The sequence below is a fragment of the Xenorhabdus budapestensis genome (assembly GCF_002632465.1).
Taxonomy (GTDB): Bacteria; Pseudomonadota; Gammaproteobacteria; order Enterobacterales; family Enterobacteriaceae; genus Xenorhabdus; species Xenorhabdus budapestensis.
Map to the genome: position 1 here is coordinate 1 of NZ_NIBS01000019.1, position 25,642 is coordinate 25,642.

Annotated in this window: 20 protein-coding genes and 2 pseudogenes; 10 read left to right on the forward strand and 12 right to left on the reverse strand. The window is 38.5% G+C overall.

Going from position 1 to position 25,642, the window contains the following annotated elements:
- Positions 1-241 precede the first annotated feature (241 nt).
- From Xbud_RS14620 to Xbud_RS14635, 4 genes and pseudogenes are all read left to right on the forward strand, one after another.
- A pseudogene (locus Xbud_RS14620) lies at positions 242-377 on the forward strand (IS110 family transposase); the annotation flags it as partial.
- Between the two features lie 213 nt (positions 378-590).
- Positions 591-2,495 (forward strand): site-specific DNA-methyltransferase, encoded by a 1,905-nt coding sequence (locus Xbud_RS14625; protein WP_099136744.1) that lies wholly within the window; start codon positions 591-593, stop codon positions 2,493-2,495.
- A gap of 404 nt (positions 2,496-2,899) precedes the next feature.
- Positions 2,900-4,789, forward strand: coding sequence for a site-specific DNA-methyltransferase (locus Xbud_RS14630; RefSeq protein WP_099136745.1), 1,890 nt, complete (start codon positions 2,900-2,902; stop codon positions 4,787-4,789).
- Positions 4,790-4,793: 4 nt separating this feature from the next.
- On the forward strand, positions 4,794-7,979 hold the full coding sequence (locus Xbud_RS14635) for a type III restriction-modification system endonuclease (protein ID WP_099136746.1): 3,186 nt from the start codon (positions 4,794-4,796) through the stop codon (positions 7,977-7,979).
- A gap of 118 nt (positions 7,980-8,097) precedes the next feature.
- Here Xbud_RS14635 and Xbud_RS14640 read toward each other — a convergent pair whose 3' ends face one another.
- Complete coding sequence (locus Xbud_RS14640; RefSeq protein ID WP_244589974.1) at positions 8,098-8,514, reverse strand: hypothetical protein; 417 nt, start codon at positions 8,512-8,514, stop codon at positions 8,098-8,100.
- Positions 8,515-8,861: 347 nt separating this feature from the next.
- The gene (locus tag Xbud_RS14645) at positions 8,862-9,797 is read right to left on the reverse strand and encodes a LysR substrate-binding domain-containing protein (protein ID WP_099136747.1); all 936 of its coding nucleotides are present in this window, start codon (positions 9,795-9,797) and stop codon (positions 8,862-8,864) included.
- 104 nt (positions 9,798-9,901) lie between these two features.
- On the opposite strand from Xbud_RS14645, the gene Xbud_RS14650 reads away from it, so the two are divergent.
- The 4 genes from Xbud_RS14650 (at position 9,902) to Xbud_RS14665 (ending at position 15,011) form a co-directional block, all read left to right on the forward strand.
- A complete protein-coding gene (locus Xbud_RS14650; RefSeq protein WP_099136748.1) occupies positions 9,902-10,987 on the forward strand; it encodes a tartrate dehydrogenase in 1,086 nt (361 codons plus the stop codon).
- Positions 10,988-11,333: 346 nt separating this feature from the next.
- Positions 11,334-12,878, forward strand: coding sequence for a BCCT family transporter (locus Xbud_RS14655; protein WP_099136749.1), 1,545 nt, complete (start codon positions 11,334-11,336; stop codon positions 12,876-12,878).
- Positions 12,875-13,993, forward strand: a complete 1,119-nt coding sequence (locus Xbud_RS14660; RefSeq protein ID WP_099136750.1) for an aromatic ring-hydroxylating oxygenase subunit alpha — start codon at positions 12,875-12,877, stop codon at positions 13,991-13,993. The genes Xbud_RS14655 and Xbud_RS14660 overlap by 4 nt, the downstream gene beginning before the upstream one ends.
- A 52-nt stretch (positions 13,994-14,045) precedes the next feature.
- Positions 14,046-15,011, forward strand: a complete 966-nt coding sequence (locus tag Xbud_RS14665; RefSeq protein ID WP_099136751.1) for a PDR/VanB family oxidoreductase — start codon at positions 14,046-14,048, stop codon at positions 15,009-15,011.
- 140 nt (positions 15,012-15,151) lie between these two features.
- On the opposite strand, the gene Xbud_RS14670 is transcribed toward Xbud_RS14665, so the two are convergent.
- Together Xbud_RS14670 and Xbud_RS14675 are read right to left on the reverse strand one after the other, a co-directional pair.
- Positions 15,152-15,790 carry a LysE family translocator gene (locus Xbud_RS14670; protein ID WP_099136752.1) on the reverse strand — a complete coding sequence of 213 codons (639 nt, stop codon included), beginning with the start codon at positions 15,788-15,790 and terminating at the stop codon, positions 15,152-15,154.
- A gap of 80 nt (positions 15,791-15,870) precedes the next feature.
- A complete protein-coding gene (locus tag Xbud_RS14675) occupies positions 15,871-16,806 on the reverse strand; it encodes a LysR family transcriptional regulator (RefSeq protein WP_099136753.1) in 936 nt (311 codons plus the stop codon).
- Between the two features lie 242 nt (positions 16,807-17,048).
- Between Xbud_RS14675 and Xbud_RS14680 the strand changes: the two genes are divergently transcribed.
- Positions 17,049-18,497, forward strand: coding sequence for a flavin-containing monooxygenase (locus Xbud_RS14680; RefSeq protein ID WP_099136754.1), 1,449 nt, complete (start codon positions 17,049-17,051; stop codon positions 18,495-18,497).
- A gap of 114 nt (positions 18,498-18,611) precedes the next feature.
- Here Xbud_RS14680 and Xbud_RS14685 read toward each other — a convergent pair whose 3' ends face one another.
- The 5 genes and pseudogenes from Xbud_RS14685 to Xbud_RS14705 form a co-directional block, all read right to left on the reverse strand.
- The gene (locus Xbud_RS14685; protein WP_099136755.1) at positions 18,612-19,172 is read right to left on the reverse strand and encodes a rhomboid family intramembrane serine protease; all 561 of its coding nucleotides are present in this window, start codon (positions 19,170-19,172) and stop codon (positions 18,612-18,614) included.
- Between the two features lie 159 nt (positions 19,173-19,331).
- Positions 19,332-19,832: pseudogene (locus Xbud_RS14690) on the reverse strand (DNA repair ATPase); the annotation flags it as partial.
- A 28-nt stretch (positions 19,833-19,860) separates the two neighbouring features.
- A complete protein-coding gene (locus Xbud_RS14695; RefSeq protein WP_244589976.1) occupies positions 19,861-20,454 on the reverse strand; it encodes a transposase in 594 nt (197 codons plus the stop codon).
- Positions 20,349-20,672 carry an IS630 transposase-related protein gene (locus tag Xbud_RS14700; RefSeq protein ID WP_099136757.1) on the reverse strand — a complete coding sequence of 108 codons (324 nt, stop codon included), beginning with the start codon at positions 20,670-20,672 and terminating at the stop codon, positions 20,349-20,351. The genes Xbud_RS14695 and Xbud_RS14700 overlap by 106 nt, the downstream gene beginning before the upstream one ends.
- A 38-nt stretch (positions 20,673-20,710) precedes the next feature.
- The gene (locus tag Xbud_RS14705) at positions 20,711-21,325 is read right to left on the reverse strand and encodes a ubiquinone biosynthesis protein UbiH (RefSeq protein ID WP_099136758.1); all 615 of its coding nucleotides are present in this window, start codon (positions 21,323-21,325) and stop codon (positions 20,711-20,713) included.
- Positions 21,326-21,802: 477 nt separating this feature from the next.
- Here Xbud_RS14705 and asd point away from each other — a divergent pair, with 477 nt between their 5' ends.
- On the forward strand, positions 21,803-22,909 hold the full coding sequence (asd, locus tag Xbud_RS14710) for an aspartate-semialdehyde dehydrogenase (protein WP_099136759.1): 1,107 nt from the start codon (positions 21,803-21,805) through the stop codon (positions 22,907-22,909).
- Positions 22,910-23,351: 442 nt separating this feature from the next.
- Here the strand turns inward: asd and Xbud_RS14715 are convergent, their stop codons facing one another.
- From Xbud_RS14715 to Xbud_RS14725, 3 genes are all read right to left on the reverse strand, one after another.
- The gene (locus tag Xbud_RS14715; RefSeq protein WP_099136760.1) at positions 23,352-23,654 is read right to left on the reverse strand and encodes a TM2 domain-containing protein; all 303 of its coding nucleotides are present in this window, start codon (positions 23,652-23,654) and stop codon (positions 23,352-23,354) included.
- A gap of 359 nt (positions 23,655-24,013) precedes the next feature.
- Entirely contained in the window at positions 24,014-24,664 is a 651-nt protein-coding gene (locus Xbud_RS14720) for a hypothetical protein (protein WP_099136761.1), read from the reverse strand.
- A 21-nt stretch (positions 24,665-24,685) separates the two neighbouring features.
- Complete coding sequence (locus Xbud_RS14725) at positions 24,686-25,483, reverse strand: hypothetical protein (protein ID WP_099136762.1); 798 nt, start codon at positions 25,481-25,483, stop codon at positions 24,686-24,688.
- Positions 25,484-25,642 lie beyond the last annotated feature (159 nt).

The window sequence follows — 25,642 nt, forward strand, 5'->3', positions numbered from 1 at the left end:
ATCCATGGCCTGTTCCTCCCCGGAGCTGTTTCGGCGCGCACCAAAACACTGCTCCTGGAACAGGCCCCTCGTCAATTCTTTATCCAGAATTCGGGTTAATTAGAGAACATTATAATTGTCCTGATATTTATAATTGATTATTTAATCGTCTTTTTGATTGGTGTGCATTAATTGGAATGCTAGGTGATTTAACAGGATGCAAAAAACTGAGATCAAAAAAAGCAGATTAATACAAACATTGAGGGGGATAGCTGACTTAGGGCATGAAGCCAAGTTAATTTATCCCCCAGTTTGTCCGGCCTTTTGTTAAAAGCAATAAAAATGATTTCATTGATGCAGAAGCTATCTGCGAGGCTGCATCACAACCATCAATGCGATCTTCAATTCAGCGGAATATTGATACTTCAATGGTTTCAGTTTCACCTCTCATTTTATGTTAATAAGATTATCAGGAATGAGAGGTTTTTGGGATTCTTTACTACGCTTAAACAGTAAATTGCTGTGATTAAAGCAATGATTTAACAGTTTAACGAAGAATATGAACCACGAGCATCAGTTTTGCTCAGTTGGCAATAAATGGAATTCCTCTGATGACAATTGAAAAGATCACCCTGAGCTACCCTGAGTCCAAAAGTGCGGATATCACTCAAAAAAATATCGATCAACTTAAACAACTTTTCCCTGAGGTATTTTCTGAAGGAAAAATTGACTTTGATGTTTTGAAAGCGGTTCTTGGTGAAGTTGTTGATGATTCAGACGAACGCTTTAACTTTACTTGGAATGGTAAGACTCGTGCTCGCCAAATTACTCAAACACCCTCAACAGGTACGCTACGCCCTTGTAAAGAAGAAAGTGTGAATTGGGATACCACAGAGAACCTTTTTATTGAAGGTGATAACCTTGAAGTACTTAAAATATTACAAAAGTCTTACCATAAAAAGGTAAAGATGATCTATATCGATCCGCCCTATAACACGGGTAATGACTTTGTTTATAAGGATAATTTCCATGACAACATAAGAAATTATCAGGTATTAACGGGGCAAGTAAATAATCAAGGTAAGCCTTTTAGCACTAATTCTGACACATCGGGTCGGTATCATACAGATTGGCTAAATATGCTTTACCCAAGATTGAAATTGGCCAGAAATTTATTATCCGATGGTGGAATTATATTTATATCTATAGATGAACATGAAGTTGTTAATTTGTCCAATTTGTGCAATGAAATATTTGGTGAAGATAATTTTGTTGAAAGATTTATTTGGAAGAGTGGAAGAACCTCAGCATCAACTTTTACCAGAGAACATGAATATATCTTGGCATATGCAAAAGATATATCTCAATTACCTCATATTGTTTATAAGGGAGATGATAGCTTAATTTCTGATCGTGCAATAAAAAAGGTTAGCTTTAAAAACCCTGCGTCAGAAATAACCTTCCCTGCTGGAGTCAAGTTTTTAGGTGAAAATAAAACGTTTCCATCAATATTTGGAGATAAAGAAATCGTTGAAGTTACTTCCGGTGTATTTGAATGTAAGAATGGATACTTAGCTAGTGAAGTCACTCTAAAAGCAGGTTGGACAATGAAGAGCCAAATAGAAAATTGGCTATCAGGAAATGATACTTTTGACTCTAAAGGGCAGCAGGTTATTGAGTTCTTCTTCAAACCCAATGGTGTTCTTCAGTATGTTAAAAAGCGAGGCACCGAACATCCAAAAACAATAATAACAGATTTTACAACGAAGCAAGGAAGTAAAGAGGTTGAAGCCCTTCTCTGTTCATCTGTTTTTGATTATCCAAAGCCGACAGGATTAATTGAACACTTAATGAAGGTCACAGATAGTGAAGATATCATTCTTGACTTTTTTGCTGGAAGTGGTTCTACAGGTCATGCTGTGTTAAAACAAAATAAGAAAGATAGCGGTAGAAGAAAGTTTATATTAGTTCAATTGCCTGAGTCTGTCTCAAAAAATGCTGGCGCAACAGAGTATTGTACTAAAGAATCAATACCAGAATTGATTTCCAGAATTTCCCTAAAAAGAATAAAAAATGCCATTTTAGAAGAAGATAAAACTCAAGGTGTTAAGTTTTTCAAATTAGATCAAACAAATATTCACTCTTGGGATGCTGACTTTGAAAGCTTAGAACCTGCTCTGCAACTAGCGGCTAAATCTATCAAAGATGACCGTATACCTGAAGATGTGCTTTATGAAATCTTGTTGAAATATGGTTTAGAGCTGACTGAACAAGTGGAAGAAACTACAGTTGAAGGCAAAAAAGTCTTTGTAGTTGGTGCAGGTGCCTTAATGGTCTGCCTTGATGACGATATTACCGAACAGGTGGTTGAGGGCATTGTTAAACTGAAACAAGAGTTTGACCCCGAAAGCACCCAAGTTGTATTTAAAGACCAAGGCTTTGCAGACAGTGTAGTTAAAACTAATGCGATTCAGATCCTAAAACAATCCGGCATTGATGATGTAAAGAGCATTTAAGGTAATGATGATGAAGATTCAATTTAGGTCGGACTTATCACACCAAATGGATGCGGTTACCTAATGAGATTTATACCAATACACAGAATGTTCAGTTAAAAAATGGGTTGCCACAGGTTGAAAATGCGAAGCAAGAACTGTCAAATCTAGATTGCATCGGTCTGAAACAACACGACGCCTATTATCCAGATATGCGTAAGCTTGGCCGGATTTTTTATTAGTGCGCCGGGCATGGCCCGTAGTTTTTATGTTAATAGGATTATCAGGCTTTCAATATATTAGGAATTCTTTACTACACTTAAACAGTAAATTGCTGTGATTAAAGCAATGATTTAACAGTTTAACGAAGAATATGAACCACGAGCATCAGTTTTGCTCAGTTGGCAATAAATGGAATTCCTCTGATGACAATTGAAAAGATCACCCTGAGCTACCCTGAGTCCAAAAGTGCGGATATCACTCAAAAAAATATCGATCAACTTAAACAACTTTTCCCTGAGGTATTTTCTGAAGGAAAAATTGACTTTGATGCTTTGAAAGCGGTTCTTGGTGAGGCGATTGACGATAGCGACGAACGCTACAACTTTACATGGTATGGTAAGGCGCAATCACGTTTGATTGCGCAAACACCTTCAACAGGAACTCTACGCCCTTGTAAAGAAGAAAGTGTGAATTGGGATACCACAGAGAACCTTTTTATTGAAGGTGATAACCTTGAAGTACTTAAAATATTACAGAAGTCTTACCATAAAAAGGTAAAGATGATCTATATCGATCCGCCCTATAACACAGGTAAGGATTTTGTTTATAAAGATAATTTTCAGGATAACATCAGAAATTATCTTTCGATAACAGGACAAGTAGATAGTGATGGTCATAAACTATCTACTAACTCTGAAACGTCGGGCAGATATCATTCTGATTGGCTAAATATGATTTATCCTCGCTTAAAATTAGCGAGAAACCTACTGCGAGAAGATGGGAATATTTTCATTTCTATTGATGATGCAGAGATCCACAATTTGCGCCAAATATGTAATGAAGTTTTTGGTGAAGAGAATTTTGTAGCTGAGATGGTATGGCAATCAAAAAGTGGTGGTGGCCATGATGAAAAGAATATAGTTCGTGAGAATGAATATATTCTTGTTTTTGCAAAGAATAAAAATAGCGTGCATTTTGGTAGATATGAAATAGAAAACTCAAATTATAAACTGCAAGATGAATTTGTTTCTGAACGAGGAAAATATCTACTAAACAAACTAGATAGGAGCATGAAGCCAAGTCATTACAGCGAAGCACTTAATTATCCAATTGTAGCCCCAGATGGGAGCCAAATTTGGCCAGGAGGGAAAAATGAAAAATCTCCAGACTGGAACTGGCGATGGAGCAAAAAAAAATATCATTGGGGGATTGAAAGTAAATTCCTTGAGATAAAAAAAAGCACTAATGGTGAATGGGCTGTTTATTCAAAGCAATATGAAAAGGTTGATCATAATAACAATGTGGTTGAGAGAAACTATCCATACCGTAGTGTGATTACTTCTTCAATTTGTAACACTACTCAAGGAAATCAAGATATTATAAAGGTCTTTGGTGCGAGTGTATTCGATTATACGAAACCTGTGGCATTAATGGAGCATTTGATTAAGGCCTCTGGAACCAAAGATAATGATATAGTACTAGACGTTTTCTCTGGTAGTGCTACAGCTTTTTGTGCAATTAATAATTTAAATGAAAAACTTGGAACAAATATTCACTTTATTGGTGTGCAGCTTCCTGAGATGACACCTGAGAAAAGCGTTGCAAGGAAAAATGGTTACAAGAGGATTTCTGATGTATCAAAGGCACGGATGAAACTAACAGAACCTAACCAAAAATATGGATTTAAGGTATTTAAGCTAGACGAAACTAATATTCGAGTATGGGATGTAGACTTTGATAATTTGGAACAGGTTCTTCAGAAGGCTTCTGATTCCTTGAAAAATAGTCGTAATGCAGAAGATATTCTTTATGAAATCCTACTTAAGTACGGTATTGAATTAACTACCCATGTTGAAGAAGCAACTATAGAGGGTAAAAAAGTCTTTGTTGTTGGCGCAGGTGCCTTAATGGTTTGCCTGGATGATGACATCACTGAACAGGTGGTTGAGGGTATCGCTAAACTGAAAGAAAAACTCAATCCAGAAAGTACTCAAGTCGTTTTTAAAGACCAAGGCTTTGCAGACAGTGTAGTTAAAACTAATGCGATTCAGATCCTAAAACAATCCGGCATTGATGATGTAAAGAGCATTTAAGGTAATGATGATGAAGATTCAATTTAGATCGGACTTATCACACCAAATAGATGCAGTTGATGCTGTTTTAGGTGTGTTTGCAGAGCAGGAAACATTTCAATCTAATTTTACTGTGGCTGATAATATGTGGGCGAATCAGCAACTGGATATCTTTGGTAAAAACAACGAAATCGGTGTCGGTAATGCGCTTACCTTATTGCCTGATGAGATTTATACCAACACACGGAATGTTCAGTTAAAGAATGGTTTGCCACAGGTTGAAAACGTAAAGCAAGAACTGCCAAGTTTAGATTTTAGTGTTGAGATGGAAACAGGTACAGGTAAAACTTATGTGTATCTGCGTTCTATCTTTGAGCTAAATCAGCATTATGGACTGACAAAGTTTATTATCGTGGTGCCGTCCATTGCGGTTAAAGAAGGCGTCTATAAATCACTGCAAATCACAGAGCAGCACTTCCGGGAGCAGTACAAAAACGTCCAGTATGACTATTTTGTTTATGACTCATCAAAGCGCGAACAGGTGCGTAACTTTGCTACCAATGATTACATCCAAATCATGGTGATCAATATTGATGCGTTCAGTAAGTCATTCACCGATCCTACGAAAGAAACTACGGCGAATCTGATTCACCGTACAGATGACAGATTGAACGGAATGAAGCCTATTGAATTTATTCAGGCTACTCGTCCCGTCGTCATTATTGACGAACCCCAGTCAGTTGTATCAACGGCAAACCGAAAAGAAGCTATTGGTAACTTAGCGCCATTGTGTACATTCCGTTATTCAGCCACGCTGAAGGAGGCACCACACCTGCTGTATAAACTCGACTCTATTGATGCCTATGAGCGCAAACTGGTTAAGCAAATTGAAGTTGCTTCGCTGGATGTTAAAGATGGGCATAACCAAGCTTACATTAAGCTAGTGAGTGTTGATAATAAGAAGTCCCCCATTTCTGCCAAAATTGCAATTGACGCTCAAACGCGCACAGGCAAGCTACAACCACGTAAGGTAATAACCATCAAAGATGGTCAGCTCAATGACTTATTTGAACTTTCGGGTGGGCGTAGTGTTTATGAAGGCTATATTGTTAACGATATATATTGCGAAGAAGGTAATGAGTATATTGACTTTACCAGTCGCGATGAAATTGTGCGCCTAGGGCAAGCTATTGGTGAAGTGGATTCGGAGGTCTTTAAGCGCATTCAAATAGCTAAAACTATTGAAGAGCACCTGGAAAAAGAGCTGAAGTTCTACCACAAGGTAACAACAGGCTATGACAAGCTCGACCACTCGAAAATCCTAAGCCAGAAAGGTATTAAAGTGCTGAGTTTGTTCTTTATCGATAAGGTTGCCAACTACCGGGGCTACTCTAAAGATGGCGTTCCTGTTCAGGGTAAGTTTGCCAAGTGGTTTGAAGAAGAGTTTGCTAGACAGGTTAGTAAGCCCAAATATCGCGTGTTGTACCCGAAAATCTGGGACAATGATGGCGATAAATACACTATCAACAAAATAGCACTGCAAGAACTCACTCAAATAGTGCATGGTGGTTACTTTGCACAGGACAAGAAAAAAGATGCTTCTGGCAACCCTCAGTTCGCTGACTCGAAGTTTTCAGCTAAAGGTGAAGGGGGGAAAACCGCGGCTGATGAGTCAGCTTATAATCTGATCATGAAAGACAAAGAAAAGCTTCTATCTATGGATGAGAAGCTGCGCTTTATCTTTTCACACTCAGCACTGAAAGAAGGCTGGGACAACCCAAATGTTTTCCAGATCTGTACATTGAATGAAACCAGCTCAATCACTAAAAAACGACAGGAAATCGGTCGTGGTCTACGTTTAGCCGTTGATCAATCTGGTGAACGCGTGCCTTACGGTTTTGAGGTAAATACCCTGACCGTTATGGCAAATGAGTCTTATGAAAGCTTTGTTTCTGAACTACAAAAAGAGATTGAAGCAGAAGAAGGCATTAAATTTGGTGTGGTTGAGTCTCACCAATTTGCCAATATTGTTGTTTCTAGCGAGCTGGATCAGAAAGTCTTCTTAGGAGCGAAAAAGTCAGAAGAGATCTTCCAGCATCTTCTGTCTCAAGGTTATATTGATGGTAAAGGCAAGATTCAGGATGTGCTGAAAATTGCCATCAATAATAACGAGGTGAATCTGCCTTCCTGTGTTGCTGAGCATACTGACGCCATCGTTGCCACGTTGAAGAAGCTGGCAAAAGGCTTGAATGTGAAAAAACACGAAGAGAAGCGCTCTGTAGCCTTGTGTAAAGATACAAACGGTAAACAGGTTGTACTTGGTGAAGACTTCAAGGCCCTTTGGGGGCGTATTAAATACAAAACGACTTATCGTGTTAACTTTAATATCAATGAGCTGGTTGAAAACTGCATCAAGGAAATTAGAGCGAATGTGGTAGTAGCCAGAGCCAGGTTTCAGTATACCAAGGTTAAGGTTGCTGTTACTGAAGCTGAACTGGAAGCTTATGATGAAAAAACCAAGATTCAGGATTACCGCAATCGCAACTTCCAGTTGCCAGATATTGTGACTTATCTGACCGATCAGACCAATCTAACCCGCCAGACAATTATCGATATTCTGTTAGGTTTAGGCGATAAGCTGGAAGCCTTCAAAAGCAATCCTCAGCGCTTTATCGAATTAGCTGGTGAAGTTATCCGTAAACAGATGCGTATTGCCATTGTAGATGGCATTAAATATAACCGTATTGGTGACAAGGCATACTATGCCCAAGAGCTTTTCCAAGAAGAAGAGCTGACTGGTTACTTCAAAGATATGGTGAAAGCTGAAAAGTCGGTATATGACTACATCATTTGCGATTCAGATACCGAGTTTAGCTTCGCTGAAAAGCTAGAAAGTGCTGAAGAAGTGAAGATTTATTCCAAACTGCCATCTTGGTTCAAGATTGATACCCCGCTGGGCAGTTACAATCCTGACTGGGCGGTATTAATTGACAAAGATGATGGAACGGGGGAGAAGCTTTACTTTGTGGTTGAAACGAAATCAAGCATATTCTCAGATGATTTGCGTGAGGCTGAAAAGGCCAAGATCAAGTGTGGCGTTGAGCATTTCAATGCGTTAAGTAAAGACAAAGATGGCAAAGAGGTGCCCAACGCTGCCAAGTTTGTTAAAGCCGATAACTTTGATACGTTCAGTGCTAATTTTTGCTCTTAATAATGTCAAGGCACTAGCAATAGTGCCTTCAGGTTACTGACAAAACGATGGTTCTTATCCGGCGCCTTGCTTTAGTGTTGTGCCAGGCATCGTGCGTACCATACCTTTACCGATAATATCAAATACCACCCTGATATTTATCGATTTCCTGATTGAGTAATTCTAATCGTTGTACCAGTGTTCTTCTTCTCTCTATATGCTTGACAAATATCCGATAGAGTGGAACGAATTCTGCCAGTGCGTTATTAACGCGATAAGCATCGTACAGATCTTTCATTTCTCTGGCCGCTTTATCATAAGCACTTGAATGGCCTTGCTCACTGTATTTCTTCGCATTTTCCCAGTGAACTTCTCTTGAGGAAAAGACAGCATTGAGCCGCTTAATTGTTGCAATCCACTCTTGTTCGCGTTTTTGTTCTTCAGCTAGTAAACGTTCGCGAGTGACTTCCTCATTCGCCGCTTGCAAATAGGTATTAAGTGACGAAGGACTCAACCAATATTTATAATCATTGCTGGTTAACGGTTTATAAACCAACGCACGAGCCTGATTTGCAGTGAGCTGCCCTTACTCAAATAAAGATTTCAATAGCAAATCTTTATTTGATTCGGATAGCCTGTTAATTTGCTCTGCTGCGGTCAGAGGTTCAACTTTTGTGGTATGTGACTGCGATGATTCCGCTATAAGTTGGCGCTGTTTTGTCAGATTACGCATTTTCCTTAGCCCTTATGGAGTTAATGATTATTATTTTCATTTGAAGGACTAAAATAGAGGAGGTATCTGAGTTGACCTATGATATTTGTCAAAAATGAAAAATGAGCAATCAATGAAGGTAAACAGACAAAGATAGATAGAAAAATAGAAAGATCAGTTATATCAATTACCTATAAGCATCTGGTTTGAAAATCGTCTTTCTGCTCCAAATAATGCATCTTAAAATAGCGCTCTAAAAATTCAACCGTTACTCTGATACGGGCAGACATAGCAAGACGTGTCACATAAACTGCCCATATATTCGCTGATTGGTAATATTCAGGCAGAATATGGACTAAAGCGCCCGATTTAATATTTTCTCTGACATCCCAATACGATCGCAAAGTAATACCGTGACCATCCAGACACCATTGGTGAATAATTTCACCATGATTGGATGACATCGGCCCGGTGACTTTCACCGATTGAGTGCAGGTACTGTTTTGCAATTTCCAGATCCCGAAAGGATGATCCCGCTCTTTGATCACCAGACAGGCGTGAGAAGGGAATTCATTAATTGATTTCGGCATCGGGTTGCGGGCAAGGTAAGCCGGGGATGCACAAAGGATCCGACGATTAGAAGCCAGTTTGCGGGCAATAAGATTATCGTCAATATCGTCGCCAATACGAATATCCAGATCAATCCCCTCAGTAGCCAGATCGACAAGACGATCTTCCACATCAAAGCGAAGATCTAGCTGTGGATAAGTCTGGATCAATGCTGATAATGCAGGGGCAACAAATTTTCTGCCAAAACCAAAACTACTGGTAATTCTGATTTTCCCTTGAGGTTCTTGCCGAAGTTCGGAAAGTTCATCAAGCATCTGATTAACATCATTCAGGATATGCTGCGCCCATTCATATATCCGCTCACCATCTTCCGTAATTGATACCCGACGGGTTGTTCTGTGTAACAGGCTGACATTCAATACATTCTCTAATATGGCGATGCGTTTACTGATAAAAGCAGGAGAGGCCCCGATTTCTTCCGCAACGGCGACAAAACTTGCTCTTTTAGCCACTAAAAGAAAGATGCGTAGATCCTGTAAAAAGGGGAGATTATTCATAAATTGTAAATTATGTTTCTACATTTTTTATATTGAATACAAATCAGTCAATTATAAGATATCTGAAAAGTCAATTCTGTATCCTGATAAATGAGAGATGTTCGATGAAAAAAATGTTTAAAATTGCTGCGATTCCGGGAGATGGAATTGGTCATGAAGTTCTTCCTGAAGGCATTCGGATATTGCAGGCTGTAGCTGAAAAATGGGATCTTCGTTTATCGTTTGAACATTTTGAATGGGCCAGTTGCGATTATTATCTTAAACACGGCAAAATGATGCCCGATGATTGGTTTAATCAATTAACGCAGTTTGATGCTATTTATTTTGGCGCTGTTGGCTGGCCTGAAACGGTGCCTGATCATATTTCGCTTTGGGGCTCATTACTTAAATTTCGTCGTGATTTTCAACAATATGTCAATTTGCGTCCTGTACGTCTCTTACCGGGAGTTCCCTGTCCGTTAGCGAATAAGAAACCGGAAGATATCGATTTTTATGTAGTCAGGGAAAATACTGAAGGGGAATATTCCACTATCGGCGGTCGTCTTTATGAAGGTACAGAACATGAAATAGTGATCCAGGAGTCAGTTTTTACCCGCCGTGGTGTTGATCGCATTTTGAAATATGCGTTTGAATTAGCACAAAGTCGTCCCCGTAAGTTATTAACGTCTGCCACGAAATCAAATGGATTATCGATTAGCATGCCTTATTGGGATGAGCGAGTCGAAGAGATGGCAAAACAGTATCCCGATATTAAATGGGATAAACAGCATATTGATATTCTTTGTGCCCGATTTGTGTTAAATCCGGAGCGATTTGATGTCGTTGTTGCTTCCAATTTATTTGGCGATATTCTTTCTGATCTTGGGCCTGCATGTACCGGAACGATCGGGCTTTCTCCTTCTGCCAATTTGAATCCTGAAAGGAATTTCCCTTCTTTATTCGAACCTGTTCATGGCTCAGCCCCCGATATTTATGGCAAAAATATTGCCAACCCAATCGCGATGATTTGGGCTGGTGCCATGATGTTACAGTTCTTAGGTGAAGGTGATAAGTGCTATCAAGATGCCCATGATGATATTTTAGCTGCCATTGAGGCGATAATAACGAAAGGAATCGTCACACCGGATATGAAAGGTAACGCATTGACACAACAAGTAGGTGAAGCCATTATTAACCACCTGAATAATTAAAAATTTTAATCACTTTTTGCTTTTTATAAAAATCACACTTTTTCAGAGTGTGATTTTTTACTGCCAGCCATAAATATTATCTTCCTGATTTTTAACGCATGTCACAAAACATTAATTACGATATGTGTTTTATCTATTTACTGTTTTGCCAATTGTTTAAATTCTGTAGCAACACTATATTTTTATTGTTAATCAAAAGAAGCGGTAAGTATCGTTCCCACTTATTGCTCGTTTTCCTTTTGTCGTGTCGATATCAACATAAAAGTCATCATAACAACGATAACAGGCACTTTATGTATACCCAATGAAGAACAGGATATACATAAAGTGACGAAACGGAGGTTTCATGCTGAGCAACACAAAGAAAGATATTCCCTTAATCGCAATAAGCCTGGCTTGTATTGTTGTGATAGCAATAACACTCAGTATATTTCCAGAAAAAACCAGTGTTATTGCTAATGCAATATTTAATGGGTTGACTCGTTTACTTGGTTCAACCATTCAAATTTTAGTTCTTGCTGCTTTGATGTTTGTGCTTTATCTGGCGATGAGTAAATACGGCAATATTCGGCTTGGTGAAGGAAAGCCAGAATATGCCACTGCTCCGTGGTTATGTATGTTTATATGTGCGGGTCTTGGCTCGTCAACTTTATATTGGGGCGTGATGGAATGGGCTTATTATTATAAGACTCCAGGACTTAATATTGCTCCTCAAACCCCTAAAGCATTGGAATATAGCATCAGTTACTCTTTTTTCCACTGGGGAATCAGTGCCTGGGCAACCTATGCGCTTGCTTCATTGGTTATGGCTTATCATTTCCATGTCAGAAAAAATAAAGGTTTGAGTCTTTCAGGAGTTATTTCTGCAATTATAAAAATTAATCCCCAGGGGTTTTGGGGGCGTCTTATTGATATGACATTTTTAATTGCAACTGTGGGAGCATTAACTATTTCTCTGGTGGTGACTGCATCTACATTAAGTGGCGGAATTTCTGTATTAACCGGCATACCGAATAATTTTATGATTCAGGCTGGAATAACATTATTAGCGGCATTAATTTTCAGCTTAAGTTCTTATATTGGCATTGATAATGGTATGCGGCGTTTAAGCCAGATGGTAGGTTGGGGAGCGTTGGGTTTTGCCTTTCTTGTTTTAATTGCAGGGCCTACAGAATTTACCATGAATAATATTATTCATGCGGTTGGTCTGACGACGCAGAATTTCTTGCAGATGAGCTTATTTACCGATCCTATGGGGGATGGGCAGTTTACCCGCAGTTGGACTGTATTCTATTGGTTATGGTGGATCTCATATACTCCTGGTGTTGCGATGTTTGTAACTCGGGTTTCTCATGGACGCAAAATTAAAGAGGTGATTTGGGCACTGTTATTAGGCAGTACTTTTGGTTGCTGGTTCTTCTTTGGTGTTTTGGAAAGTTATGCGATGCACCAATTTATTACCGGATCTATTAATGTACCTGAAATATTGAGTACGTTAGGTGGTGAAACGGCCGTTCATCAATTGTTAAGCGCACTGCCATTCGGCCAATTTTTCCTTGCTGCTTATCTCATTATCATGATTATTTTCTTAGCCTCACATATGGATGCCGTGGCCTATACGATGGCTGCAACCAGCACCCGCAATTTAAGTGAAGGTCAGGATCCTAGCCGGAAATTACGTCTTTTCTGGTGCGTAGTCATCACGCTAATTCCACTTTCGATTCTATTTACACAAGCCTCTTTAGAAACAATGAAAACCACAGTAGTGCTTACTGCATTGCCATTTTTAGTGATCCTATTGTTTAAGGTTTATGGTTTTATTCGCTGGATAAAACAGGATTATGCACATATTCCTGTACATCTTATTGATATTAATAAGGAATTGATATGAGTATCCAACACCCAGATTTCACACTGCCCAAAAATTTCTGTGCAAACCCGACAGATGCCTACACCATGCCTGCTCGTTTCTATACTTCTCAGGATATATTTAATTATGAGAAAGAAGCGATTTTTGCCAAAAGTTGGATCTGTGTTGCACATATCAGTGAGCTGGCTAATCCGAATGATTATGTTACACGTGAAATTATTGGTGAAAACATTGTCATCGTGCGTGGGCGCGACAAAGTATTACGTGCATTTTTTAACGTTTGTCCTCATCGCGGGCATCAATTATTACAGGGAGCTGGTAAAGCAAAAAATGTGATCACTTGTCCTTATCACGCATGGACATTCAAACTTGATGGTTCTTTAGCACATGCACGTAACTGTGAAAATGTGGCTAATTTTGATAAAGATTTGGCGGCACTAACTCCGGTAAAACTGGAAGAATATGCAGGTTTTGTCTTTATTAATATGGACATGGAAGCAGATACAGTTGAAGAACAGCTATCTGGATTAGGTGCGAAAGTACTGGAAGCCTGCCCTGATGTTTACGATTTAAAGCTGGCGGCACGTTTCACGACAGCAACACCGGCTAACTGGAAAAGTATTGTTGATAACTATCTGGAATGTTATCACTGTGGCCCGGCGCATCCGGGGTTTTCAACTTCCGTTCAGGTTGATCGCTATTGGCATACCATGCATGAGAAATGGTCATTGCAATTTGGCTATGCCATTCCCTCTGATCAATCTTTCAAATTTGAAGGCGAGTCTTCATTCCACGGTTTTTGGCTATGGCCTTGTACGATGTATAACGTTACGCCCATTAGAGGGATGATGACGGTTATTTATGAATTTCCGGCCGATGCAGAAACAACGTTGCAACATTACGAAATTTACTTTACTAATGAAGATCTCACTCAAGAGCAAAAAGATTTAATCGAATGGTATCGCGATGTTTTTCGCCCGGAAGATCTGCGCTTGGTTGAAAGTGTACAAAAAGGTTTGAAATCCCGTGGTTATCGCGGTCAGGGGCGTATCATGGCGGATAGTACCGGAAGTGGAATTAGTGAACACGGTATTGCTTATTTCCACAATCTTGTTGCTCAAATTTATCATGAATAAGCCGGAATCAGGCACAGTCAGTGAGGTTATGATGAATAGTCAGGAGTCGTTTATGTCTGCTTATCAGATGGTCGGTGTTATTGTCAGTGACATTGAAACTATCACACCTACGATAAAACGATTTACATTAATACCTGAGCAAAATACACATTTACCCTCTTTTACTGGCGGCAGTCACATCTTTGTACAGATGCAGGATGGTGACAGTCATTATAGTAATGCTTATTCCTTATTAAATTCTCCTTTTGATTCACAGCGCTATCAAATTGCCATTAAGCGAGAAGAACATTCTCAAGGTGGCTCGGCATTTATGCACGAAAAAGTGGTTATTGGCGACAAGCTTGTTGTTTCCGAACCGAATAATTTATTTCCATTAGTATCCGAAGCTAAAAAACATATATTAATCGCGGGTGGAATTGGGATCACGCCATTTATGTCCCACTTACATGAATTGGAACAACAAAATGCAGAATATGAACTGCATTATTGCTGCCGAGATATGAATGAAAATGCGTTTCAGCAAGAATTAATGGCATCGGAATTTAAGGATAAAGTTGTTTTCTATGTTTCATCCGAAGGTTCTCGTCTTGAACTCGATACCTTTATTGCTCAGCTACCAGAAGGAAGCCATGTTTATACATGTGGTTCGAATTCACTGAACGAAGGCGTAAAGCAAGCTGCAAAAAAAGCCGGGTTTTCTGAACATCAGTTACATTTTGAGCAGTTTACTGTTGAAGATAAAACTGGGGATGAATTTACCCTTGTGCTTGCCAGATCAGGCGTTGAGTTGGAGGTTGATAGTGAATCGACAATACTACAAGTCATCGAAAGAAATAACGCAGCGTCGGTTGAAAGTTTGTGTCGCGAAGGAGTATGCGGTACTTGTGAAAGCATAATTTTAGAAGGCGAAGCAGACCACCGTGACCAATATTTTACTGATGAGGAAAAAGAGAGCCAAACATCAATGCTGATTTGTTGTTCCAGAGCTAAAGGAAAACGATTGGTACTTGATTTGTAATTTAAAAGCCTGCTTTTTTTGAGCTGAATATCGGGTATCTTTCTATTTCTAACCGTTGTATATAGGCCATAGCGCATTTTATTGTGGCGAGAAAGATACCAACTATAGCAACTGACCGTTTTTCTGAAAAATTGCATTTATTAGGCAAATCCGCCTGAAATTAATAAATTAATTGCCAATACTACAAATATTAAGGCAGTGATTTTATTTAAAATATTTTGTATTTCTGGTTTATGAGATATTACTTCACTTAAATACCCTGATAAATATGAAATAATGGAAAACACAATAAAAGTGATGATAGAAAATATCATACCCAGATATAATGACTGGAGTGAAACTGGGATAATATTTGTACTTTTATTGGTGAACTGAGGCAGAAAAGCCAAAAAGAAAATGATAATCTTGGGATTTGATAAATTCATTAGTATCCCTTTGCTGATGAGTTTTTTTGTATCATGAAAATTATCAGTGCTTCCTTGAATAAAAGCAGGTTTAGCTTTGAAAGCACCCCAAGCAAGATAAGTTAGATAAATTATGCCAAAAATCCGAATAACTTCAAATGCTATTGCATTTTCTCGTAGCATTGCTGCAATGCCTAATGATACTAAAGAAATATGTATTGCCAAACCAATACATAGACCAATGGTTATTAATATTCCAACTTTTCGCCCATTTATTGCCGATTGACTCAATATAAAAAGATTATCAGGGCCTGGTAAAAAGCATAAAAAAGTTGAAATACTGATAAATGTAATTAATGTTTCTATAGATGGCATAATAATCACCGCTATTTTACTATTAATGAATTGATATCATTATACTAATTAAATTAAATGATGTGTAAAAGATGGAAAATCTACTTACGGGTATGAATTAATTTCATACCATGTCTGATTGTCCTTTCAAGGTGAGCTTTAATTAGAGGAAAACAAATTTCTCGGAACCATTTATGCTCTGGATCCTGATGATACTTGGCATGCCATAGTAAGTAGTATTGCTGCGGCTGGATATCAATGGGCAAGTGTCTTATTTGCAAAGCATAATTTTGTGCAAAATCAGCAGCGATATGTAGTGGTATAGTGAGAATGGCATCTGTTTTTAACAGTAACTCAATGGCTGATTGGAAAAAGGGAACTGTAACCAAAATATTACGGTGGAGATCCATCATTGCTAATGTATGGTCAACGAAGCTATCTTTATCTCCGCCACCACTAATAAGAATATGCCGACTGTTAATATAGTTGTTAATGGTTAGCTCACTATCAGATTTAGGGTGATCATGTCTGAATACAACAACAAGTTGGTCTTCGGCCATTAACTTGCCATATAAATTATCAGGTATGGAGTCAGCAATAGTTGCCACTAAGTCAAGATCTTGCCCGGCAAGTTTATTAAGGTTGTTTTTATACCACAATTTATATTCGATACTGACTTTAGGTGCTTCCCTTCCAATATGAAAAAAGATAGAAGGTAAGATGGCTTGGGCGACATAGTCGCTGGAGGCTAAGGTAAATTTCCTTTTACATTGATTTAGTTCTATTGATTCTGGTGCATATAGATTATCTAATTGCTGCATCAATATTGGAAGCTGTGCTTTTAACTTCTCTCCTTTCTGGGTAAGGATAAATTTATTTGCTTCTCTTATAATAATCTTGTCATGAAAATCTTCACGGAGCTGATTTAATGTTTTACTCATCGCAGACTGTGTCACATTTAATTGTTTTGCTGATTCCGTCAAATTAAGTGTTCTCAGTATTGATATTAGAGCGGGTAGTAATTTGTAATTATTCAAAGTGTGCTTTCCATATTGGAGGTTTTAATAATTATAAGCACTTTAAGTGATAATTAATTTTTTATCCATAATTTTTCAATACTGATTAATTAAAAGAAACTTGTTTAATAATCACCTATGTATCTAATCATGATACTCCTGCCTCATAAATACAAATGGTTGTTCTAATGGATAAAAAATAACATATATCAGTAATGGGAGACTGATTTAATCAAAAGAGTACTTTATATAGGGGAGGTAATATGGATAACCATTATGATGTTTTGATTATGGGAGCGGGCGTTTCTGGCATTGGTATGGCATGCCATCTGGCAAGAGAGTGTCCTGACAAAAAAGTAGGGATCTTAGAACGTCGCCACGCGATAGGTGGAACCTGGGATTTATTTCGCTATCCGGGGATTCGCACAGATTCAGATATGATGAGCTATGGCTATAAATTTCGTCCCTGGACAGATACCAGTATTTTTGCTGATGGGCCTTCAATTAGACGCTATCTGAATTCAGCAGTGGAACATTATGGAATTGATAAAAAAATCCAGTTTGGATTAAAGATCACCCAAAATAACTGGTCAAATGAAACTCGCCAATGGACTGTTACCGCAATAGATGAAACCAGTGGAGAAATTCGGCAATTTACTTGTCATTTTCTTATCGGTGCGACAGGTTACTACAATCAGGATGAACCTTATGTACCTAAATTCCCCGGCCTTGAAGAATTTAAAGGCACAATAGTTCATCCACAACACTGGCCTGAGACATTAGATTACAAACGAAAGCGGGTTGTTGTGATTGGAAGTGGTGCAACCGCAGTCACTTTACTTCCGGCAATGGCATATGAGACTGAGCATATTACTATGCTACAGCGTTCCCCAAGTTATATTTTTTCAATACCGGGCAGGGATAAGATATCTGAGCTTCTGAATGGCATTATTCCACAACGTTGGATTTATACATTAAGCAGAAATCGCAATATCTTATTTTTCAGCTTGTTATATAAAATCAGCCGGTATTTCCCTAACTTTTTGAAATCGTTATTGTTGGGATTAGCCCGTAGAAAAGTTGGCCCTGATTTTGACATGAAACACCTGACACCCAAGTATATGCCATGGGATGAACGGTTGTGCTTTGTGCCCGACAGCAATCTGTTTAAGGTACTGAAAGAGGGGAAAGCTTCTATCGTTACTGATCAAATTAAGCGTATTACTGAAGACGGGATTTTATTGCAATCAGGTAAGAAATTACCTGCTGATATCATAGTTACAGCGACAGGGTTTCAATTACAACTGATGGGGGGAGCTGAGATTGCTATTGATGGTCAACCACAGCAAGGTAATAAACTTATGTTCTATAAAGGAACATTGATAAGGGATATTCCTAATTTTGCTTATCTATTTGGTTATATTAATAACGCCTGGACATTAAAAGTTGATCTCTCAGCGGAATATATTTGTCGTTTGTTAAATGAAATGGATCGCCGCCATGCTACGGTTGTGACACCACATGCTCAGCCGGATGAGGTAGTGCCTGATAAACATTTGTTTGGTGCCTTGCAATCTGGTTATGTGAAACGAGGCGAAGATGCACTTCCTCGTCAGGGACGCAGTCTAAATTGGCGTGTGCCACATGATTATCAAAAAGATAAACAAGTCTTACGGCAGCCAGTGGATGATCCGGCTCTGGAATGGATGTAATCATAATCAGCCCGTTATGATAACGGGCAAATTATTTTTTATCAGATTTTAGAGTAATAAGGGAGATGAAAGATGGTACGGTAAAACCCAATTCTATTTTTTAATTTTATGTTCTTAACTTTGATTGATTAACCATTTCCTGGAAAGCCAGGAGAAAATTACACCTGAGATCGCACCAAAAATATGACCTTCTGTAGAAATATTTTCTTGTAATGGTAATAGACTGAAAGCTATCCCACCATAATAGATAATTACCAGAATGGAAAAGAAAAAATCTTTAGCTCTTCTAAGGAAGTAAGCATTCGCCAGTAATAACCCCCACAGACCAAAAATCCAGCCGCTGGCACCGATATGAATGGCCGTTCGGCCGAATAACCAAACTAACGTACCCTCGGTAAAAATAATAAACAGGCTGGCCAGAATGTAGTAACGAATGGAGTGAGTCATCAGTAACGCACTGAGTACCAGTAAAGCAGGGAGGTTACTGAATAGGTGTGCCCAACTGCTATGCAGGAATGGAGAGAATGGAATGCCAATCAATCCCTGAATATATCGGGGGATAATGCCGAAATTGTTTAATGTTCCACCGTTTAAGCTATTAATAAATTGAGTTAAAACAAGTATAAATATCAATCCGATCATGATATGAAAGCGTTGCTGGAGCCATATTTTCACTATATGTTGCCTTAATCTTATTTATCACATCAATCTTTTGTTTTTATTGTTAGATTACTTGCTGAATTAAAAACAAAGTAGTCTTGTGAATTATCTTATGCTAATAAATTTCGTTTCCATTCTTCATGAATGTAGATCTATATTTTTTGGATATACAGATCAATTCCCTAATGCCTGAACAATTTCAACCAAATCAGCAAGTTGGGCAATAACCCGATCACCGATATCAGCATTATCACCACCTAGTGCTTTATTGCGCATAAAATCGCGCTTTATCTGTTGCCAACGTTGTTGTTGTTTTGGTGTCATAATATTACGTATCTCTGCTTCATTCATTACCGCAGAAACTTTTTCGCTGAGTTTATTCATATTGCGGTAACTACCTTGTAGTTTGAATGGCGGCTCTGTCCGGTATTTGTCTGACTGAGCGGCACTGGCAATATATTGTTGATTCACTTTGAAAACGATATTCCGCATGATCAACAAACGCTCAAGGATAGCGACGATTTCGGTGATTTCAGCTTCGCTATAGGGGTAGCTTAACACATTGCTGGAGAACGGCTTGCCCATCGCTTTATCAATAAACAGGTACAAATCGTTCATGTCACGTAATACCAGCGGAGCCAATACCGGATTTGAGGTCAGGCTGTTTTCGATATATAGCGGAATCAATATAATTTGGCGCACTCTACATGCTCCATAAATAACTCATCAACTGAACATCTTTTTTTATCGCTTTTACTCCGGCCCATTTGTGTTCGATGGGGTTCAAGTCCGGGCTGTAAGGCGGGAGCCACTCCAATTGGCATCCGCTGTCTACTATTGCTTGTATCGGGTCATATAGTTTATGGAAAGGGGCATTATCTATGACGATCACTGCCCTGTTCGGGAGTTTTGGCCGTAAATCTTGGGTGACCCAGGCATGAAAAACATCGGCATTGATGTTTCCGGTAAACAAACATAAGGTGAGAAAGGTATTTTTTATGATCGCGCCAATGACATTAAGACGGTCTTTCGCGTGCCAATCGTGTGTTCCGAAACACCGTAACCCTTTCTTTGAATACCCGTGCAGGCGGGGCATGGACTGGGCAAAACCACTTTCATCCAGATAAACAATCTGTTTGCCCGCCTGCTCATAGCCGTTGATACGCTCAATAAATACCTCACGAACCCGGGTCAGCTTTGGGATGGTTGAGTGTTTTTTTTGAAGGTAATCTTGAGCCGTTTCAAGGCGTAATGGATAGCTGACTGCGTGACCCCCAGGCGTTTTGCTCTTTCCCATTGATAGTCATCGGGGTAATTTTGGACATCAATAATGAGCGTCTCATCACTGATTTTAGTGGGGGATTTATTACGCGTTATACAGGGTTCTATTTTGTGACTCCAGCGAAATAAGGTACGCATAGAAATGTCAAAATGGGCACTCGTTTGTTCGAAAGTCAACGAATGCTTGTCTTTGTACGCCAGGACTTTCTTTCGGAAATCTAAACTGTAACCCATCTTACTTTATCCCTTGCTATTTGAATCCAGATATTATGTCATATTAATATGATTCTGCTATAACTGTTAGTTGTGGCGTCATAGCTGATCAGCACGACACGATCTCCGCGAACGATACCGTCACTTTCTGGTACCCGTACCTGCAAGATAAGGTTGGCACCATTGTGATTCATTAATGCTTCTCCACGTTGTTCTGTGACAATGGGAGAACGGACTTCGGCGACTTTGCCAATCAGATTATCAACACTATTGGAGCGATTGAGCCTTGATAGCGTTGGTTGCAGTGGGCGTAAGAGTATTGTTGTCAGTAATAGAGCAATGAAACCCACGATAAAGAGTGTGGCTGTTCCAAGTAAATAACGGAGCACATCAGTTTCAATAAAACGAAGCATTAAGTGCTCGCTGAAATAGCTCAGTGGCCAGCCAATCAGAGTCATTAGTGTGATAATAATGGTGACCGGAATTCCGGTCAGGCCGAGTTTCGTTAACCAACCCGCCAGAGAGGTTGCGTCGAAACTATCTACATCCATATTCAGAATATCAATATCAAGCAAACCAAAAGCGGCACATATCCAATAAAACAAAATAATCAGTAATAGTCCGCTGAGGATAATAACCGGAAAAGCTAAACAGTTTTGTAAGAAAAGCGCCATTAGAATGCTGTTTCAAAACGGTGGTAAGTGATTGTAAAGTTATATTTAATTAAATCAGATTTAAGAATAAGTTAATAGTTAAAAAAATATTTTTCGAATTTTTACCAGAGGAATTAATAGCTGTTATTTATACTCTTGGAATAATAAAACAAAATCATTTAATTTTTTGATTGGCTGTTATTCTGTATTGAAATCAGGGAAAGCTACGACGTATTTAAGATATAAATTCAGAAGGGGATATTAGTTGATATAATTTATTTACTAAATTATCAATTAATGAATTATTTTCTTGTGGCTAAATATATTTGCAAAGTAATACCTGAATAAATTTCGATATGGTTTAAAAATGGCGCGCGGATTGCTGCAGAACGGTTAGCTCTGTAGCGTATAAATTTACTTGCACCTTTTCTCATATTTTGTCAGCGTTAGTACCGTCAGGGGTGCTGACAACGACTTTTTCAAGGCAGGGTAAATATGATGAAAAGTGTAGGTTTTATCGGCTGGCGCGGGATGGTTGGCTCAGTATTGATGCAGCGGATGATCGAAGAAGGGGATTTTAACCAGATCAATCCTGTTTTTTTTACGACTTCCCAACATGGACAACCAGCCCCAGAGTTTACAGGCAAGTCGGGTGTTTTGCAGGATGCTTTTGATATTGAAGCACTTAATGCGATGGATATTATTATTAGCTGTCAGGGTGGGGATTATACCAATGAAATTTACCCCAAACTGAAAGCAACGGGCTGGCAGGGATATTGGATCGATGCAGCTTCTGCACTCCGCATGAATGATGATACTGTCATTATTCTCGATCCTGTTAACCATCAACATATTCAGAACAGCCTGAATAAAGGGATTAAAACGTTTGTTGGCGGTAACTGTACTGTCAGCCTGATGTTGATGTCATTAGGTGGCCTATTTGCCAATGATTTGATTGAATGGGCATCAGTATCAACCTATCAGGCAGCTTCTGGTGGCGGTGCGCGTCATATGCGTGAATTGCTGGTGCAGATGGGAATGCTGCATAATCAAGTTGCAGATAAACTGCAAAACCCAGCTTCTACAATTCTGGAAATTGAAAAACGTGTAACAGATTTCACCCGCAGTGGTGCATTGCCAACGGAGCAATTTGGTGTACCTTTGGCTGGCAGTTTGATCCCGTGGATTGATAAACAGCTTGAAAACGGCCAGAGCCGTGAAGAGTGGAAAGGCCAAGCGGAAACCAACAAAATTCTGAATACAGGTGAGAATATCATCCCGATTGATGGTTTGTGTGTTCGTATTGGAGCATTGCGCTGCCATAGTCAGGCATTTACCCTGAAATTGAAAAGAGATGTTCCGATTCACGAAATTGAAACGTTGCTGGCATCCCATAATGATTGGGTTCGCGTGATCTCGAATGATTGCGAACTGACAATGCGTGAATTAACACCGGCGGCGGTGACTGGTACTTTGAATACGCCAGTGGGTCGTCTGCGTAAGCTGAACATGGGGCCGGAATATCTGTCTGCCTTTACTGTTGGTGATCAGTTACTGTGGGGTGCAGCGGAGCCGTTGCGTCGTATGCTGCGTATTTTGTTGTAGTAAAGCATTTAATAGACCGCCATTATTGAATAAATATTGGCGGTTGTTTTATTTTTTTATATCTTACATTTACATAATAGGGGCAATCAGGACATGTTGCCATTATGTTGGTTCTTGCATGCTGGTTTTTTGTAAATTCTCATGCTATTGATTTTAAAATAATTTAGATCTCAGCGTTGTTTTTCACTTTCCGCAATTAACTTATCACCGAGGCATTTTTAATGCCTGCCGCTCTTCCGGTGGAGTGCTGGCTAATTTCGTCAATGCGCCGATAAAAGCACCTTCATCAAGGGGTAACTGTCCGGTTTTCGATACTTGGCAAATGCACAAACAAGAGTTGTTCTCGGTAGGCGAGTGATTAGTAGCTTGAAACTGATTTGAGGTGTTTTAAATGGTATGAACGGGCGGTTTAATTCGCCCGTTTAACATAAAAGGAGTTTAATTAACCATACTTCTTAGCGAAATCTTTATCTGACATGCATAAATAGATAATAAATTCAATAAAAGAAATGATATAAGGAATGAACGTCCAGCAAAAAATAAGGTATAAAAACCCTGATCCTATTTTTCCTAGATAAAATTTATGCACCCCGATAAAACCAAGAAAGAAAGCTAATAGAGCTGCAGTTATTCTGCTTTTCTCACCTTGTATTTCTTCTTTTTGAACTGCACCACAGCTAGGGCAAGAGCCTGCGGAGGTGTGGATTTCTTTTCCACAGCCACGGCAATAAACCATGTTTGACATCTAAATATCCTTAGTGTTATCTATCTCATTCTGATTTATATTAAAACTATAAAGTCAAAAAACCAATGATTTTAAGAAAAATAAGACAGTCTTAGGGTGACCAATGGGAAGAAGGTCATGAATCCAATTTATTGATGGTGATGAATGTTTAGATAATAGCCAATACCCATGACCCATGACCCATGACATGTACTGTCTCCCGACATTCCATTCAGAGCCATATCTACGATTTGTTTATGTGTATCAGAACATACATGCGGCTCCAGTTGCCAAGAATGGCGGTAGGACTGGAAAAGGCAACGTTGGTGACCAGAACGAGAGCGTCCCTTACTTTAGATATATTGGTGTAAAATTAATATTCATCTTTTTTGTATAAAAAAATATTTTTCCAGTGGCTGAGAGAATGCCCAACCTTCTCTATTTTTGGGAGTTAGCACCATTCCGCCTAGATTGTTATACGGAATAAAACCCATTTTGGAATAAACATCTAATAGTGCGTTTGCTGCTACTGATAATTTTAGATTTTCTTTCTGGTTATTCAAGTGAGAATAGTTAACGGCTTCCTCTATAAATAAGCACCCACAACTTTGGATTCCCGGCTGTATGATCAAACTATCTACTGCAGGGTATTCAGGCGTTCTTGTGGAATTCAAAAAAATCTTCATGATCCCTATGGGGATTTTTCTTTGTCCTCTGAGATCAATATAATCCAAAAAATAAATATAATAATCAGAAGGAGATAAAGTGTTTATGAGAGATTCGAGTAATTGTTTTGTTAAATAAAACTTAAGATCTAATGATTTATTTGGAGGTAAATCTTTTTTATTTATGCTAAGTAACGAGTTGTATTCATTGTCATTTATATATTTAAACCATTCACTATTTCGTAATGCTCTATAAAAATCCGAAAGACGGATTTTTATATCATCGAAGTTATTACATTGTCCAATTGTTATTTTTGCATTTTGAATGTATCTTCCGAATAATTGATGAGTATTATTTGCTAGCATAGTTCAGTTTCTCAATAAAAATTAAGGACATAACCCAGTAAATCGATACCCTCCATTTGCGGCAGAAAATATCCATAATTTACTGTTATTTGGGTCTAATATCATCGAACCTGGTGCATCATCAATAAACCCAAGCCTGTTGTAAGCATTTGAAAGGTGTTTCGTTGCAGTTGTTAATTTTAGTTTTCCATTATGGCCCATTTGGTAGGATAAGTTGGCTGCTTTTTCTATCAATAAATAAGCACAATTTTGGATCCCCGGATGGGTAATCAGGTAACTGACTTCAGGATAATATGGATAGTGATCATCTTCATTGTAGGTAAATAACATTATTCCAATGGGCACCATCAGAGAAGACACTGAGTCTGTTGGAAAGTGAGTTGTATAACAGACAAAGTAGGTATAATTGCAACCTTGATATAAGGTACTATCTTTTTTTCTGATGCGAAATGATAAATTATCTTTCACTGTACATAATAGGCTATCTGTTATACAACATCTAAGATCCCATAATTCTTCGGTGGAAAGATTCGATTTTGCTTCTATATTGTCTCTTCTTCGATATGTATTTTCGATATGTGACATCCATCCATCCTGTTTAATTGAATTATATAATTTCCTGACTGCTATTTCCGCTTCTTGCAATGTTGCTTTTTTAACTATTGGAATATATCCATTTATCAATCTGGGGTTGTGATGATTAACATTGATATTCAATATATTTTTGGGTGGCAGAGTATGGAAAGAGTTTGAGCGGGATAAAGCTCCAGATGGCGTTTTATGTATATAGCTATTAAAAGAAGAATTTCGTTTTAACATAATAATAACCTTTATAATAGAAATTGAATATGATTAATAAATTTAAGCTACTCTTAACATTTAGGTTCAATATGTTATTAAGAATTAAAAATTCCCGATTTATATAATGAAAGTGAAATTTTTCTTATATTATTAATAAGATCATTTTTTTATGACGAA

What these genes read in the sequence shown, in the direction of transcription:
- asd (WP_099136759.1), top strand. Translation starts at nt 21,803, where the DNA reads ATGAAAAGTGTAGGTTTTATCGGCTGGCGCGGGATGGTTGGCTCAGTA.
- Xbud_RS14635 (WP_099136746.1), top strand. Translation starts at nt 4,794, where the DNA reads ATGATGATGAAGATTCAATTTAGATCGGACTTATCACACCAAATAGAT.
- Xbud_RS14625 (WP_099136744.1), top strand. Translation starts at nt 591, where the DNA reads ATGACAATTGAAAAGATCACCCTGAGCTACCCTGAGTCCAAAAGTGCG.
- Xbud_RS14705 (WP_099136758.1), bottom strand. Translation starts at nt 21,325, where the DNA reads ATGGCGCTTTTCTTACAAAACTGTTTAGCTTTTCCGGTTATTATCCTC.
- Xbud_RS14720 (WP_099136761.1), bottom strand. Translation starts at nt 24,664, where the DNA reads ATGCTAGCAAATAATACTCATCAATTATTCGGAAGATACATTCAAAAT.
- Xbud_RS14645 (WP_099136747.1), bottom strand. Translation starts at nt 9,797, where the DNA reads ATGAATAATCTCCCCTTTTTACAGGATCTACGCATCTTTCTTTTAGTG.
- Xbud_RS14695 (WP_244589976.1), bottom strand. Translation starts at nt 20,454, where the DNA reads ATGGGAAAGAGCAAAACGCCTGGGGGTCACGCAGTCAGCTATCCATTA.
- Xbud_RS14630 (WP_099136745.1), top strand. Translation starts at nt 2,900, where the DNA reads ATGACAATTGAAAAGATCACCCTGAGCTACCCTGAGTCCAAAAGTGCG.
- Xbud_RS14655 (WP_099136749.1), top strand. Translation starts at nt 11,334, where the DNA reads ATGCTGAGCAACACAAAGAAAGATATTCCCTTAATCGCAATAAGCCTG.
- Xbud_RS14700 (WP_099136757.1), bottom strand. Translation starts at nt 20,672, where the DNA reads ATGGGTTACAGTTTAGATTTCCGAAAGAAAGTCCTGGCGTACAAAGAC.
- Xbud_RS14650 (WP_099136748.1), top strand. Translation starts at nt 9,902, where the DNA reads ATGAAAAAAATGTTTAAAATTGCTGCGATTCCGGGAGATGGAATTGGT.
- Xbud_RS14665 (WP_099136751.1), top strand. Translation starts at nt 14,046, where the DNA reads ATGTCTGCTTATCAGATGGTCGGTGTTATTGTCAGTGACATTGAAACT.
- Xbud_RS14660 (WP_099136750.1), top strand. Translation starts at nt 12,875, where the DNA reads ATGAGTATCCAACACCCAGATTTCACACTGCCCAAAAATTTCTGTGCA.
- Xbud_RS14670 (WP_099136752.1), bottom strand. Translation starts at nt 15,790, where the DNA reads ATGCCATCTATAGAAACATTAATTACATTTATCAGTATTTCAACTTTT.
- Xbud_RS14680 (WP_099136754.1), top strand. Translation starts at nt 17,049, where the DNA reads ATGGATAACCATTATGATGTTTTGATTATGGGAGCGGGCGTTTCTGGC.
- Xbud_RS14725 (WP_099136762.1), bottom strand. Translation starts at nt 25,483, where the DNA reads ATGTTAAAACGAAATTCTTCTTTTAATAGCTATATACATAAAACGCCA.
- Xbud_RS14715 (WP_099136760.1), bottom strand. Translation starts at nt 23,654, where the DNA reads ATGTCAAACATGGTTTATTGCCGTGGCTGTGGAAAAGAAATCCACACC.